Origin of the sequence: Janthinobacterium sp. RA13, assembly GCF_000745325.1 — a bacterium.
GTDB lineage: Bacteria > Pseudomonadota > Gammaproteobacteria > Burkholderiales > Burkholderiaceae_D > Janthinobacterium > Janthinobacterium rivuli.
In genome coordinates, this window is the sequence record NZ_JQNP01000001.1 from 4,222,993 (window position 1) to 4,237,711 (window position 14,719).

The 14,719-nt window shown below is 64.3% G+C and carries 12 protein-coding genes; 6 read left to right on the plus strand and 6 right to left on the minus strand.

What is annotated here, in order from left to right; genetic code table 11:
• Nucleotides 1-82 precede the first annotated feature (82 nt).
• The 3 genes from lipA to pdxR form a co-directional block, all read right to left on the minus strand.
• Nucleotides 83-1,099, minus strand: a complete 1,017-nt coding sequence (gene lipA, locus FG13_RS18635; protein WP_035823261.1) for a lipoyl synthase — start codon at nucleotides 1,097-1,099, stop codon at nucleotides 83-85.
• A 37-nt stretch (nucleotides 1,100-1,136) separates the two neighbouring features.
• On the minus strand, nucleotides 1,137-1,841 hold the full coding sequence (lipB, locus tag FG13_RS18640) for a lipoyl(octanoyl) transferase LipB (RefSeq protein ID WP_035823263.1): 705 nt from the start codon (nucleotides 1,839-1,841) through the stop codon (nucleotides 1,137-1,139).
• 75 nt (nucleotides 1,842-1,916) lie between these two features.
• Nucleotides 1,917-3,389 carry a MocR-like pyridoxine biosynthesis transcription factor PdxR gene (gene pdxR / locus FG13_RS18645; protein ID WP_035823267.1) on the minus strand — a complete coding sequence of 491 codons (1,473 nt, stop codon included), beginning with the start codon at nucleotides 3,387-3,389 and terminating at the stop codon, nucleotides 1,917-1,919.
• Nucleotides 3,390-3,504: 115 nt separating this feature from the next.
• Between pdxR and FG13_RS18650 the strand changes: the two genes are divergently transcribed.
• Nucleotides 3,505-4,710 carry a multidrug effflux MFS transporter gene (locus FG13_RS18650; RefSeq protein WP_035823268.1) on the plus strand — a complete coding sequence of 402 codons (1,206 nt, stop codon included), beginning with the start codon at nucleotides 3,505-3,507 and terminating at the stop codon, nucleotides 4,708-4,710.
• Here the strand turns inward: FG13_RS18650 and FG13_RS18655 are convergent.
• The 3 genes from FG13_RS18655 to FG13_RS18665 all read right to left on the minus strand — a co-directional run bounded on the left by FG13_RS18655 (nucleotide 4,703) and on the right by FG13_RS18665 (nucleotide 7,586).
• On the minus strand, nucleotides 4,703-4,999 hold the full coding sequence (locus tag FG13_RS18655; protein WP_035823271.1) for a DUF493 family protein: 297 nt from the start codon (nucleotides 4,997-4,999) through the stop codon (nucleotides 4,703-4,705). The genes FG13_RS18650 and FG13_RS18655 overlap by 8 nt on opposite strands.
• Nucleotides 5,000-5,316: 317 nt before the next feature.
• The gene (locus tag FG13_RS18660) at nucleotides 5,317-6,825 is read right to left on the minus strand and encodes a DUF6600 domain-containing protein (RefSeq protein ID WP_051959225.1); all 1,509 of its coding nucleotides are present in this window, start codon (nucleotides 6,823-6,825) and stop codon (nucleotides 5,317-5,319) included.
• 107 nt (nucleotides 6,826-6,932) lie between these two features.
• On the minus strand, nucleotides 6,933-7,586 hold the full coding sequence (locus tag FG13_RS18665; protein ID WP_035823273.1) for a LysE family transporter: 654 nt from the start codon (nucleotides 7,584-7,586) through the stop codon (nucleotides 6,933-6,935).
• A gap of 177 nt (nucleotides 7,587-7,763) precedes the next feature.
• On the opposite strand from FG13_RS18665, the gene FG13_RS18670 reads away from it, so the two are divergent.
• The 5 genes from FG13_RS18670 (at nucleotide 7,764) to hemN (ending at nucleotide 14,718) form a co-directional block, all read left to right on the plus strand.
• Nucleotides 7,764-8,711, plus strand: coding sequence for a DUF808 domain-containing protein (locus FG13_RS18670; protein ID WP_035823275.1), 948 nt, complete (start codon nucleotides 7,764-7,766; stop codon nucleotides 8,709-8,711).
• Nucleotides 8,712-8,796: 85 nt separating this feature from the next.
• Nucleotides 8,797-9,228 carry an inner membrane protein YiaA gene (yiaA, locus tag FG13_RS18675; protein ID WP_035823277.1) on the plus strand — a complete coding sequence of 144 codons (432 nt, stop codon included), beginning with the start codon at nucleotides 8,797-8,799 and terminating at the stop codon, nucleotides 9,226-9,228.
• A gap of 45 nt (nucleotides 9,229-9,273) precedes the next feature.
• The gene (locus tag FG13_RS18680) at nucleotides 9,274-11,382 is read left to right on the plus strand and encodes an EAL domain-containing protein (RefSeq protein WP_035823279.1); all 2,109 of its coding nucleotides are present in this window, start codon (nucleotides 9,274-9,276) and stop codon (nucleotides 11,380-11,382) included.
• A 195-nt stretch (nucleotides 11,383-11,577) separates the two neighbouring features.
• On the plus strand, nucleotides 11,578-13,245 hold the full coding sequence (locus tag FG13_RS18685) for a methyl-accepting chemotaxis protein (RefSeq protein WP_035823281.1): 1,668 nt from the start codon (nucleotides 11,578-11,580) through the stop codon (nucleotides 13,243-13,245).
• Nucleotides 13,246-13,269: 24 nt separating this feature from the next.
• Nucleotides 13,270-14,718: an oxygen-independent coproporphyrinogen III oxidase gene (gene hemN, locus FG13_RS18690; protein WP_035823283.1), complete on the plus strand. Its 1,449-nt coding sequence runs from the start codon at nucleotides 13,270-13,272 to the stop codon at nucleotides 14,716-14,718.
• Nucleotide 14,719 lies beyond the last annotated feature (1 nt).

Genomic DNA, 14,719 nt, shown 5'->3' on the forward strand with positions numbered 1-14,719 from the left:
AGCCGCATAAGGTGACACGATACGAACAGGCAAAAAAAAACCGCCCGGCTAAAGCGGACGGTTTTTGATACAACTCAAGTGCTTAGAAATTCAGCGCCGATTCAACGCCGGCGCTGTGCGCCTGTTCATCCGCGTGGTACGAGCTGCGCACCATGGCGCCCACGGCGGCGTGGGTGAAGCCCATCTTGTACGCTTCTTCTTCGAACATTTTAAACACGTCCGGGTGCACGTAGCGGCGCACGGGCAGGTGGCTGTTCGAGGGCGCCAGGTATTGGCCGATGGTCAGCATGTCGATGTCGTGCTCGCGCATGTCGCGCATCACTTGCAGGATTTCCTCGTCCGTCTCGCCCAGGCCCACCATGATGCCGGACTTGGTTTTCACGTCCGGGTACATGGCCTTGAAATCTTTCAGCAGCTTCAGCGAGTGCATGTAGTCGGAGCCGGGACGCGCTTCCTTGTACAGGCGCGGCGCCGTTTCCAGGTTGTGGTTCATGACGTCGGGCAAGCCATCCTTGAACAACAGCAACGCTTTTTCCAGGCGGCCACGGAAGTCGGGCACCAGCACTTCGATGCGGGTGTTCGGCGACAGGGCGCGCGTTTGCTGGATGCATTCGACGAAGTGGCCGGCGCCGCCGTCGCGCAAGTCATCGCGGTCGACGGAGGTGATGACGACGTAGTTCAAACGCAGCTTGGCGATGGTTTTCGACAAGTTGGCCGGCTCTTCCTTGTCCAGCGGATCCGGGCGGCCATGGCCAACGTCGCAGAACGGGCAGCGGCGCGTGCACTTGTCGCCCATGATCATGAAGGTGGCCGTGCCCTTGCCAAAACACTCGCCGATGTTCGGGCAGCTGGCTTCCTCGCAGACGGTGACGAGCTTGTTTTCGCGCAGGATGTCCTTGATTTCATAGAAACGGGTCGAAGCCGAGGCGGCCTTGACGCGGATCCAGTCCGGCTTTTTCAGGCGCTCGACTTGCTCGATCGGAATGATCTTGATCGGGATGCGCGAGGTCTTGCTGGCGCCTTTTTGCTTTTCGCTCGGGTTGTACGCTGGAGCGGCAGTAGCGGCGGGGGCGGTGCTGGAAATGGTCTCAGAAGTCATGGCTGCAAGCCCTTGACGGGCATGTTGGTTTGTTTGCTCAGGCATCCGCTGCCTGAGGCGCGCCTGCGGCGCTGTTTACTTCGCTTACATCGAGTAATACGGTCAATTCCTGGGCCAGGGCCCGCTGCACCTCGGCCAGCGGCGCCGAAACGCCCATGCTGCGCATGTCCACCGTCTTCAGACCGGAATAGCCGCAAGGGTTAATCCAGGAAAACGGCGCCAGGTCCATCGCCACATTGAGCGATACGCCATGGTAGGTGCAGCCGTTGCCGCGCACTTTCAAGCCCAGCGCGGCGATCTTCGCACCCTTGCTTGGCCCGCCGGCAATATAGATGCCAGGCGCGCCATCGATGCGCTCGCCAGCGAGATTATACGCCGCCAGCACGTTGATGATGGCTTGCTCGATTTTATGCACGAACTGGCGCGCGTACAGCTTGCCGCCCGGCTTGTTGCGGCGCAAGTCCATCAGCAGGTAAATCACCACCTGGCCAGGACCGTGGAACGTCACTTCGCCGCCCCGGTCCGTCTGCACCACGGGCACGTTTTCCGCGCCGGCCAGCAAATGGCCGCGGTCGGCCGCCAGGCCCAACGTAAATACGGGCGGATGCTCGACGATCCACAGTTCGTCGCGCGTGTCCGTCGTGCGCGCGTCGGTAAAGGCGCGCATGGCGGCAAAGGTCGGCTCGTAATCGACGCGGCCCAGCTCGCGGATCAGCGCCGTTTCGGTGCGGGTGGTGGTCATGACAGATTCTGTAATCAGCTGCCGGCGCCCTGCGGACGCTGCGGCGAAGCCGTGATTATAAGCCAGGCCGCCGTTTCATTCCGGGGCGGACTCTGGCAACAGCAGCAATCTGCCCAATTTTTGTGCAGCATGGCGTATCTGGGCCGCATTCAGGGCCGTGTAGCCAAGCAGCACGGCCGGCGCCAGCTTTGCGCTGTGGCAAAAGTCGCCGAGCGGCTGCAGCGCCAGCCCGTCTTGCGCCGCGCGCGCGCAAAACGCCCGCTCGTCGCTGTCCGGCGGCAGCCACAGCACGCAATGAAAGCCCGCCTGCTGGCCGGAAATGGTGTAGCGGCCGGGCGCGGTCTGCTCGAGGCAGGCCAGCAGCAGATCGCGCCGCTCCTTGTAGGCCAGCCGCGCCTGGCGCAAATGGCGCACGAAGGCGCCATCCTCCATCCAGGCGGCCAGCGCCAGCTGCTCCGTCACCCCGACGGACCTGCCCGTCAACTGCAGCATGCGCAGCAACTGCGGGCGCAAGGCCGGCGGCAGCACCATGAAACCCACGCGCAGGCCGGCAAACAGGGTTTTATTGAAACTGCCGCAATAAATCACGCGCTGGTACTGGTCCAGCGCCTTCAGGGCCGCCAGCGGCGCGCTCTGGTAATTGAATTCGCTGTCGTAATCGTCTTCCACCACCCAGGCGCCGCTGTCGTTCGCCCACTCCAGCAAGGCCAGGCGGCGCGTGACGGACATGGTCACGCCCAGCGGCGACTGGTGCGCCGGCGTCACGTACGCGAGGCGGGCGTCGGCGTGCGCGGCCAGGGCGGCGCAATCGATGCCCTCGGCGTCGACGGCTATGTCGACCGGCACGGCGCCAGCGAGAGCGAACAGGGCGCGCGCGGCCGGGTAGCCCGGTTCTTCCAGGCAGACTTTATCGCCATCGCGCACGATGCTGCGCGCCAGCAAGTCGATCGCGTGGCGGATGCCGGTCGTGACGACGATGTCTTGCGGGTCGCAACGGATGCCGCGGTACTTGGCGAGGAAATCGGCGATCTGCTGGCGCAGCTGGGGCAAGCCGGCCGGATCGGCGCTGCACAGCTGCTCCGGCGTGGCGTCGGCCAGCGCCCGCGTGGCGCACTTGGACCAGGCGGCCATGGGAAACAGGCTGGCATCGGCGCGCCGTGCAACAAACGGCAAGCCGTCGCGCACGCCCGTATCGGACACGGGAACGGGCTCGGAAAATGGCCCGGCCGGGGTGGCATCTGCCAATCCTGCCATCAAAAATCGTTCCGGCACGACGGCGCACACGCGCGTGCCGGAACCGGGCACGCGCGTCACGTAGGCTTCCGCGTGCAGGCGGTCGAACACGGTTTCGATGGTGCCACGCGACAACTCCCACCGTTCCGCCAGGGTGCGGCTGGACGGCAAACGGCTGCCCGCCGGCAGCATCTTCGTCAGGATGGCCGAGCGCAGCGCTTCATACGCGCCATCCTGCTTGTTGACGCCCGCCTTGTCGAGCCAACTGGTGGGACGAGGCAAGTCCAGGGCGTGCGGTGATTTTCCTCGCGGCATGATGATCGTCCAAGTGGTCCAATGAGTTTTCTGATGACTGGCACTTCGCATTACACCACAAACATCCTACTCTCACCGTTCTGGTGCGTCCGTCATCTCTTGCATACCGAAAAACATGAATCAACGAACAACACTTCCCCTGTGGGCATGGGGCGCCATCGTGCTGCTGCTGGTTTGCCTGTCGCGCATCAGCATCGACATCTATTTACCGTCGCTGCCGGCCATGGCCGATGCCCTGCACGCCAGCGATGCCCAGTTACAACTGACCCTGAGCCTGTTCATGGCCGGCTCGGCCGCCTCGATGCTCGCTTGCGGGCCGCTGGCCGACCGTTACGGACGCCGCCCCGTGCTGCTGGCCGGCACGGCCATTTATGTGCTCGCCAGCATCGTCTGCAGCGTGACTTCCGACGTGCACGTGCTGATCGCCGCGCGCGTGCTGCAGGCATTCGGCGGCTGCAGCGGCACCATCATCGGCCGGGTCATGGTGCGCGACCGCTTCGATCCCGCCACGCAGGCGCGCATGCTGGGGAAAATATCGATGGTGATGGGTTTGTCGCCGATCCTGGCGCCGCTGGCCGGCAGCGTGCTCGACGCGGCGTTCGGCTGGCGCGCCGTGTTTGGCGTGCTGTGCCTGCTGGGCGCGCTGTCGCTGGGGCTGATCGCCGCGTATGTGCCGGAAACCAAACCGGCCAGCGTCGTGCCACAAAGAAACACCCTGGCGCTGTACCGCCGCCTGCTGGGCGACCGCTATTTCCTGCGCTATGCGCTGGCCATCGGCTGCGTGTATTGCACGTACTTCCCGTTCATCGCGGAATCGTCCGTGCTGTTGCAAAGGGGCATGCACCTGTCGCCGCACTCGTATGCGCTGGTGTTCGCGCTGACGGTCAGCGGCTATATCGCGGGATCGAGCCTGTTTCGCACGCTGGGACCGCGTCTGGGCGCCGATCATATGCTGGGCGTGGCGGTGCTGCTCAATGTGGCGGGCGCGGCCAGCCTGTTGCTGGCGGGGACGTTGGCGCCACAGCACGTGGCGTCGCTGGTGGCGCCGATGCTGCTGGTGATGGTGTCGGTGGGCATGGCGATTCCCGCCTGCCAGCTGGCCGTGCTGCAGCCGTATGGCGACCAGGCGGGCAGCGCCTCGGGCCTGTTCTTCTTCGTGCAGATGGCAATTACGGCCGCCTGCGGCGCCGTCATCGCCGCCATCACGGACGGCAGCGAAAAGCCGCTGCTGTGGGTGACGGCGGCGGCGAGTAGCGCCTTTGCCGCCGTCTGGCTGCTCACGAAGAGCCGGGCCAGCGTGGCGGCAGCCAGCCTTACATGACGATCTTGACCATCGGGTGGCCCGACAGCGCCATGTACAGGGCGTCGAGCTGCTCGCGGCTGACGGCGCGCACGGTGACGGTCAGGCCCGTGTAATTGCCCTTGCCCGAAGGACGCTCTTCCATGCGGCCCGCGTGGAAGGTCGGATCGTGGCTGATCACCAGCTCCAGCATGGTCGGCGCGAAGTCGACATGCGTCGGGCCCATGATCTTGATGGGGAAGTCGCTCGGGTATTCGATCAGCGACTCGCTGGGAGGAATGATGTGTTCGCTGGGAGGGGTGGTTTGCATGGGAATTCCAATCAGTGCCGGTCAGTGCCAAAGGCGTATTGTAGCCAACTTTGGCAGCGCCTGCGCCCCTTGCCACGGCGCCAGGGGCGCGGAAAAAAAAAGCCAGCTTTGTAAGCTGGCGAAAACTATTTCGTTTGGACAAAATAGCCGGAAAATCGGTGCTGTCAGCCGTGAAGGCATTGCGCTGTCTTGCAATGACGCCACTGTAGACAAAACACCGCGGCTTGACCGCTGAAATGTGACGAACTGTCGGTTTGGCGGCTTGAACGTCGATAATCCATGACCGGACGGACAGACGGCCAGCGCCAGCGGCCCGTTCAGCGTTCCATTTCCTGCATCCGGCCAGCGCGACCGGGCGCGCCGCGTTCAATGTGGCGCTCACGCGGCGGATTGGCGCGCTCGGCGCGCGGCCGCTGCTCGCCACGCCAGGCGGGGTGCGCCACCGGGTCTTGCACAGGTGGCAAAGCCGGCATCACCGGCATCAGGGGCTGTTGCGGCTGTTGCGGCCGCGGTGGCTGTACCGGCACGGGCGGGCGGTTCGGCTGCATGGGCGACGGCGCCATCTGCGTCTGGCCATCGTCCGTCTGCAGGCGACCGGGGCGGTTGGCCCTGTCGCGGCGAAAACCATCTTGCTGGCGCGGCGCCTCAGGGGGACGCTGCCAGTTGCCGGCCGGCGCAGGCGGCGTGCTCAAGGGCATGCTTTGCAGCACGGGGGCCGGCAGGATGGTGCGGTTGCGACGTTCGCGTTCGCCCGCCACGGGACGGCGCCCCTCGGCCCCGCGGTTGATGTGGCGTTCATAGTCTGCGCTGGCGCGGTAGCCGGGCACGTAACGCTCGTGCGGCGACAGGGGAAACCAGCCCACGTCGGGACGCTGGCCGCGGTTCATCGCGTGATTTCCGCCAACCCAGCCCACCAAGGCCGGCGCCCAGGGCACGCGGCCGCGCTCGCGGCCAGGCGCCCAGCCCCAGCGCTGGCCCAGCCGTACCCAGCGGCCGTAGTGCGAGGGCGCATAGCCCCACGGCGCATTGTCGACCCAGGTCCAGCCCCACGGCGCGATCCACGTCCAGCGCCCGTCGCTGTACGGCGCCCAGCCGGCCGGCACCGCGCTGGGCAGCCACAGGGGGCCGTATTGCGCATCTTCCTGCCAGGCGCCATAGCGGTCCAGCTCTTCATAGCCGGTCGTATCGTCCGTGACATAGCGCAAGGCCGGCGCGGCGGCGGGCAAGGCTTCGGGCCAATTGTCGAAGGCGATCCGCTGCACGGCGCCCGTGCGCAATTCCTCGTCCGTCAGTTCGGCGCGCTGGCCGGCGCGCAAGGTCACGCTGCCCGTCGCCCCATCCACGTCGGCCGCCCCGTCGAGCACGCTGACGACGCTGGCGCCGCTCTGGCGTCCCACCTCGATGCGCACCCAGCCCGGCTGGCTCAGGATCACACGGGCCTGGGCCGTGGTCAGCTCGAAGCCGCGCAGCGCGTCGGGATTGCGCACGCGCACGCTGACCGCGCCATAGCTGAGGTGCAATTTGAAACTGTCGTCATCCAGCTCGCTCACTTCCAGCTCCGAATCGCCATCGAGACGCACGGCGGCCGCGCCCACGCGAAACTCCGCCAGCGCGCCGCGCATGGTGCTCAAGCGGTTATCCGTCGTGACGGGCCAGTTCAGCAGGGCGTTTTGCGCCTCGCCATCGCCGGAGCGCACCAGCACCTGCCCTTCGACGGTGGAAATACGGCCCACGCGGGCGGGCGGGTCTTGCGCCAGGGCAAGCGTACATGCCGACGACAACAGCACGGCGCAGATGGTTTTCAGCAGGGGCAGGGTCGGACGCATGGCGCGCTCCAGGCAGGACGCAGATGAAAGGAAGACAACATGCCGATTACAGTCCTATCGGGCAAGTACCGCAAGCGGGCTTACAAATGTTTGCATGTTGATCTGGCTCACGCCGCCGCCTGGCCGCCGCGCTTGACGAAGAACAGAGCGGCGCCGACGGCCATCAGCAAGCCGCCAAAGAAGCGGTTCTGCTTTTTCACGGCGCTGGCATCGCGGAAAAAGCGCTGCATCGACGAGGCCAGGAAGGCGTAGCTGTGCATGACGATCTGGTCGATCGTGCACATGGTGACGGCCAGTATCAACAATTGCGGCAGCAGCGGCGCAGCAGGGCTGATGAACTGCGGCAACACCGCCACCATGAAGATGATGCCTTTCGGATTCGTCACATTGGTCAGAAAACCCGTCAGCACGCGCCGGCGCCAGGACGGCACCATGGCATCGGCATGCAGGTCGCCCGTGAGGTTGCCCGTGACGGCCACCTTGGCGCGCCACTGCGACAGCCCCAGGTAGATCAGGTACAAGGCGCCCACCGTCTTGACGATATTGAAGGCCACTTCCGAGGCCAGCAGCAAGGAACCCACGCCGGCGCCCGCGATGCCCAGCACCACCAGCAACCCCAGCTGCAGGCCGATAATCGTGGCGCTGGCCTTCTTCACCCCGTACGACAGGCCGTGCGACATCGACAGCACGGCGCCCGAGCCGGGCGAGACGGCGATGATGGAGGCGGCGATGACAAAGGTGATCCAGGTGGCGAAGTGCATGCGGTTTCCAAAAAAAGGGGGGCGATGAGCAATTTTAACCCGCTCAGTGCGGCCCTGCCGGCCCGCCCTGGGGTAAGATCGCAGTCATCCCTTGCCGTACAACCAAGAATAACATCATGAAAAACAACACTTTCCTCGCTCCACAATTGTCTGCCACCACTGTGGGAGCGCGCTGAGATGGCCGGCTCCAGCCTGCTGGCCCTGCTCGACGACATCGCCAGCATCCTCGATGACGTTTCCCTGATGACCAAGGTGGCCGCCAAGAAAACGGCCGGCGTGCTCGGCGACGACCTGGCCCTGAACGCGCAGCAAGTGGCCGGCGTGCGCGCCGAGCGCGAACTGCCCGTCGTGTGGGCGGTCGCCGTCGGTTCGCTGAAGAACAAGGCCATCCTCGTGCCCGCCGCGCTGGCCATCAGCGCATTTGCGCCGTGGGCCATCACGCCGCTCTTGATGGTGGGCGGCGCCTACCTGTGCTTCGAAGGTTTTGAAAAGATCGCGCATAAATACCTGCATCCGGACGACAGCCACAAGGCCGAGCTGGCCCAGGCGCTGCGCGACCCGCAGGTCGACCTCGTCGCGCTGGAAAAGGACAAGATCAAGGGCGCCATCCGCACCGATTTCATTTTGTCGGCGGAAATCATCGTCATCGCGCTGGGCACGGTGGCCGCGGCCACCTTCGCCGAGCAGGTGGCCGTCGTCGTCGGCATCGCCCTCATCATGACGGTGGGCGTGTACGGCCTGGTGGCCGGCATCGTCAAGCTCGACGACGCGGGCTTTTATCTGGCGGCGCGCAAGGGCGCGGGCGCGCTGATGGATGGCGTGCGCGGCTTTGGCCGCATGCTCGTGTCGGCGGCGCCGAAACTGATGAAATTTCTCTCCGTTGTGGGCACCCTGGCCATGTTCATGGTCGGTGGCGGCATTCTGACGCATGGCTGGCCGTGGGCCAGCGGCATGCTGCACCATGCGGAAGAAGCGGTGGCCGGCGTGGCTGGCATCGGCCCCGTGCTGGCCGCCATCACGCCCAGCCTGATCAACGCGGTGGCCGGCCTCATCGCCGGTGGCCTGGTGCTGGCCGGCGTCACGGCCGTGTCAGCTTTATTGCGCCAGATCAAATCGAGCAAATAAACTTTCTGGTCTGATGGGGCGGCAGGCGCATCCGTGCCTGCCGCCCCGGCCATGCCGGCGGCGCCTGCCTGCCCATGGAGACCCTATGCATTCTTCCCACGCCCCACGCCCCAGCAGCGCCTTTATCGGCGCCTCCTGGGCGGCACTGCTGATCGGCGTCATCACCTATCTGTCAGGCCTGTGGAACGCCAGCATGCCGCTCAACGAGAAGGGTTATTACTTCACGATCCTCATGTATGGCCTGTTCGCCGCCATCTCGCTGCAAAAATCCGTGCGCGACCGTGCCGAGGGCATCGCCGTGACAGGGATTTACTTTGGCCTGTGCTGGATTTCCGTGCTGCTGGCCTTGCTGCTGCTGACGGTCGGCCTGTGGAACGCCACCCTGCAAAACAGCGAGAAGGGTTTCTATGCCATGGCATTCCTGCTCAGTCTGTTTGCCGCCGTGGCCGTGCAAAAGAATGTGCGCGACGTGGCGCGCGCCTCGGCCGCCACGCCCGCCGAAATACCGGGAACTTAAATAGCAGCAGCGCATCTATCCCTGTATCCGTGCAGGGAGAAGACGATGAGCGACCAGCAAAAACGTTTGCAGATGGCACTGGAGGCGGCGCATATGGCGATCTGGGATTCGCGCATCGTCGACGGCCAGGTGATCGACGGCACGGTCAGCTGGTCGGCCAGGGGCGCCACCTTGCTGGGCCTGGAAGAGCGCCCGCTGACGCAGCCATTTCGCAGCTTTCTCGACTGCGTGCACGCCGACGACCGCGACAAGGTGATCAAAGTGCTGCAGGACGGCGTGCGCCGGCGCGGCGGCTACGACCTGCAATACCGCGTCGTCTGGCCCGATGGCAGCGAACACTGGCTGGCGGCCAAGGCGCACATCTTCATGGATGCGGCCGGGCAGCCCGACCGCACCCTGGGCATCATCTGGGATGTCACCGAGCACATGCTGCGCGAACTGATGATCGCCGAGAGCAAGGAGCTGGCCGAAGTGACGCTCAGCTCCATCGGCGACGGCGTGATCACCACCGATCCGTTCGGCAAGACCCGCTACCTGAACCGCGTGGCCGAGCAATTGACGGGCTGGAGCAACGAGCTGGCCCAGGGCCTGGACATCTGGGAAACCCTGAACCTTGTCGATGAACACACGGGTGCGCCGCTCGATCACGTGGCCATCAAGTGCTTGCGCCAGCGCCAGGCCATCGGCATTTCCACGCATGCGCAGCTGGTCACGCGCGACGGGCGGCGCATCGCCGTGGAAGAGTCAGCCGCACCCATCTGGTCGCGCAATGGCGACATCCTCGGCGCCGTCGTCGTGTTCCGCGACGTCAGCCATGAGCGCAAGCTGAGCCAGCAACTGTCGTGGCACGCCACGCACGACACCCTGACGGGCCTGATCAACCGGCGCGAATTCGAGCACCTGGTGGCTGGCGCCCTGCACACGGCCAAGGAAGAAGGCCATGTGCATGCGCTGCTGTACCTGGACCTGGACCAGTTCAAGGTCATCAACGATACCTGCGGCCATGGCGCCGGCGACGTGCTGCTGCAGTTGCTGGCGAAAATGCTGCAGGCGCAAATGCGCGACAGCGACATCCTCGCGCGCCTCGGCGGCGACGAACTGGGCGTGCTGCTGCCGCACTGTCCGCTCGACCACGCGCGGGTGATCGGCGAACAGCTGCGCCAGTCCATCCGCGATTTTCGTTTCGCCTGGGATAGCCGCAGCTTCGAGCTGGGCGTGAGCATCGGCATGGTCGAAATCAGCCGGGACAGCAAGTCCATGAGCGAGCTGCTGAGCGCGGCCGACCAGGCCTGCTACCTGGCCAAGGAGCAGGGCCGCAACCGCATCCACGTCTACCAGGAGTCAGACGTCATGCTGGCCCAGCGGCATGGCGAAATGCTGTGGATTTCACGCCTGAACGAAGCGTTCGCGCACGATTATTTCCGCCTGTACGCCATGCCCATCGTGCACCTGCACGACAGCCAGGAACACCACGACGAAGTGCTGATCCGCATCCGCAACAGCCAGGGCGACCTGATCTTGCCGGGCGCCTTCATCCCCGCCGCCGAACGCTACGACATGATGCTGTCCATCGACCGCTGGGTCATCCGCGCCGTCTGCGCGCATATCGAAAGCGTGCGCGACAGCCTGCCGCCGGTCGAAGCGATGGCGGAAAGCCGGCGCCGCGCACCGGCCCTGTATTCCGTCAACCTGTCGGGCATGTCGCTGGCCGACGCCGGCTTGCACGACTACATCACCGAGCAGTTCGTGCAATTCGCCATCGCGCCCGAGCAAATCTGCTTTGAAATCACGGAAACGGCCGTCATCGCCAACCTGCCCAAGGCGCAAGTGTTCATGCGCCAGCTCAAGGCCATGGGCTGCCGCTTCTCGCTCGACGACTTCGGCAGCGGCTTTTCCTCGTTCGGCTACCTGAAGGCCCTGCCCGTCGATTATCTTAAGATCGACGGCGTCTTCGTGCGCGACATCGCCAGCAACGCCATCAACCGCGCCATGGTCAAGGCCATCAATGAAGTGGGCCACGTGATGGGCTTGAAAACGGTGGCCGAATACGTGGAAGACGATGCCACCCTGGCCGTCATCCGCGAACTGGGCATCGACTACGCGCAAGGCTACGCCGTCGGCAGCCTGCGTCCGCTGACGGCGGGCGTGGATTAGCCACCGCCGGCAACCAGTAGCTTTAAAACAATGCCGCATTGCTATCGCTAAATGCGTGCAAGCACGACCAATCTGGAGGATTTTGATCTACATCAATAAATTTGCGCAGGCGACTCCTTACACTGATCTCCATTCTTGCAATCGTGCAAGTCTTACTCACCAATTGCCTATTTAACTGATCAGGAAGCCGCGACCATGCGACAAAATTTGCCAGTGACTAACCGTGAAGTCCTCGTCCTGGACGATCAGGCCATCGTGTCGAAAACGGATATGAACGGCAATATCGTCTATGTGAACCCGTACTTCAGCCAGGTCAGCGGCTTCAGCGAAGCCGAGCTGCTCGGTTCGCCCCAGAACATCGTGCGCCACCCGGACATGCCGGCCGAAGCGTTCGCCGACCTGTGGGCCTCGATCCAGGCCGGCACGCCGTGGACGGGCCTGGTCAAGAACCGCTGCAAGAACGGCGACTTTTACTGGGTGCGCGCCAACGTCACGCCGATCCGCGAAGCGGGCAAGACCATCGGCTATATGTCCGTGCGCGTCAAGGCGGACAAAGAGCAGGTCAAGGCGGCCGAGGAAGCCTATGCGGCCATCCGCAACAAGGAAGGCGGCAACATCGTCATCAAGAACGGGCAGATCGTGCGCCCGGGCCTGGCGCACCTGCTGCACAAGCTGACGCACATGTCGCTCAACCTGCGCATCTGGGCCGCCACGTCCATCGTCAACTGTCTGCAACTGCTGGTGTGCGTCATCAGCCTGTTCGCCAGCGGCGGCAAGATCACCAATTACGCCATCTTCGGCGCCACCCTGTTCGGCTTCCTGATCAACGTTTTCCTCTGGTACACCTTGCGCATGTCCGTGCTGAAACCGCTGGGCAAGGCCCTGAACGGCGCGCGGGCGATTGCCGCCGGCGACCTGTCGGGCAGTTTTGAAACGGACAGCACGGATGAAATGGGGCAATTGCTGCGCGCGCTGCAACAGATGAACAGCAACCTGATCGCCACCATCCGCGACGTACGCATCAACGTGGAAACCATGGCCGTGGCCACCAGGCAGATCGCCGTCGGCAATATGGATTTGTCCGGCCGCACGGAATCGCAGGCGGCCAGCCTGGAAGAGACGGCATCGAGCATCGAGGAATTCTCGTCGACCGTGAAACAGAACGCGGACAATTCCGTGCAGGCGAATGAACTGGCCGTGGCCGCCTCGAAAGTAGCCGTGCAGGGCGGCGAGATCGTCTCCGAAGTGATCACCACCATGGACGACATCAACACTTCGTCGAAGAAAATCGTCGACATCATCGGCCTGATCGAAGGCATCGCCTTCCAGACCAACATCCTGGCCCTGAACGCGGCCGTGGAAGCGGCGCGCGCCGGCGAGCAGGGCAGGGGTTTTGCCGTCGTGGCGGGCGAGGTGCGCAACCTGGCGCAGCGCTCGTCGGTGGCAGCCAAGGACATCAAGCAACTGATTGAAATTTCCGTCGGCAAGGTGGGCGCCGGCATGCTGCAGGTGAACCGCGCCGGCGCCACCATGGAGCAGGTGGTCAGCTCCGTCAAGCAGGTGACGGCCATCATGCAGGAAATTTCCATCGCTTCGCGCGAACAGAGCATCGGCGTCGATCAGGTCAACCAGGCCATCGCCCACATGGACCAGGTGACGCAGCAGAACGCGGCCCTGGTGGAAGAAGCCGCCGCGGCCGCCACGCGCCTGGCGGAAGAAGCGGCCAGCCTGTCGCAAGCCGTGAGCCTGTTCAATTTCGGCAAGATGCCGCCACCGCGCCGCGTCGCCATGCCTGGCGGCAAATCGGGTGCCGCAGGCGCCGCGAACGCCGGCAAACCCGCCATGAAACGCCTGGCCGCCTAAACCTTTCAAGACTTCATACACATCATGCCTACACTACTCAGCAGTGCTTCCGCCGACCTGGACGCCGTCGTCGAATTCGACCCGGTCATCATCGGCAAGATGAGCCAGTCCGGCCCGCGCTACACGTCCTACCCGACCGCCGACCGTTTCAATGCCGACTTTGGCTATGGCAACTTCCTCGAAGCGCTGGCCGCCCTGCGCATGCGCGGCGGCCGCCGTCCGCTGTCGCTGTACGTGCACGTGCCGTTCTGCGATACCCTCTGCTACTACTGCGCCTGCAACAAGATCATCACGAAAGACCGCAGCAAGGCCGCCACCTATCTCAGCTATTTAAAGCAGGAAATCGCCATGCAGGGCAAGCTGTTTGCCGGCATGAACCAGATCGAGCAATTGCACTTCGGCGGCGGCACGCCGACTTACCTGAGCGAAAAGCAGATGGACGAACTGATGGCGCATTTGCGCCAGCATTTCGAGTTCGCTTCCGATGAAGACGGCGAATATTCGATCGAGATCGACCCGCGCACCGTCTCGCGCGAACGCGTGTTCTCGCTGCGCGCGCAAGGTTTTAATCGCATCAGCCTGGGCGTGCAGGATTTCGACGCCGACGTGCAAAAAGCCGTCAACCGCATCCAGCCGGAAGCGGAAACGGTGGCCATCATGCAGGCGGCGCGCGACGCCGGTTTCCGCTCGATCAGCATCGATCTGATCTATGGCTTGCCGAAGCAAAACCTGGAAACGATGACGGAAACCCTGCGCAAGGTGATCAACGCCAGCCCGGACCGCATCGCCCTGTACCATTACGCGCACATGCCGCACCTGTTCAAGCCGCAGCGCCGCATCCTCGACGCCGACATGCCCGACAGCGCCACCAAGCTGGCCATGCTGGGCCTGTGCATCGCGCGCCTGACGGCCGCCGGCTATGTCTACATCGGCATGGACCATTTCGCCAAGCCGACGGACGACCTGGCCGTGGCCCAGCGCCAGGGCCGTTTGCACCGCAACTTCCAGGGATATTCGACGCGCGCGGAAGCGGACCTGATCGCCTGCGGCGTGTCGGCCATCAGTTCCGTCGGCGCCGTCTACAGCCAGAACGAGAAGACGCTCGACGCGTACTATGAAAAACTCGACGAAGGCGTGCTGCCGATCGCCCGCGGCATCAAGCTCGACACGGACGATTTGTTGCGCCGTATCATCATCCAGATGCTGATGTGCAATTTCGAACTGTCGATCGCCAGCATCGAGCAAGCGCACCCCGTCACCTTCCGCAGCTATTTCGCCGCCGAACTGGAGAAGCTGCGCGAACTGGCGCGCGACGGCTTGCTCGTCATCGAGGAAGACTGGCTGACGGTCACGCCGAAAGGGCGCTTGTTGATCCGCAATATCTGCATGGTCTTCGACCGCTACCTGACCCTGGCGCGCGCCAACACGGCGCCCGACGCGGTGCAGCCGCTGCGCTACTCGAAAACGGTGTAAC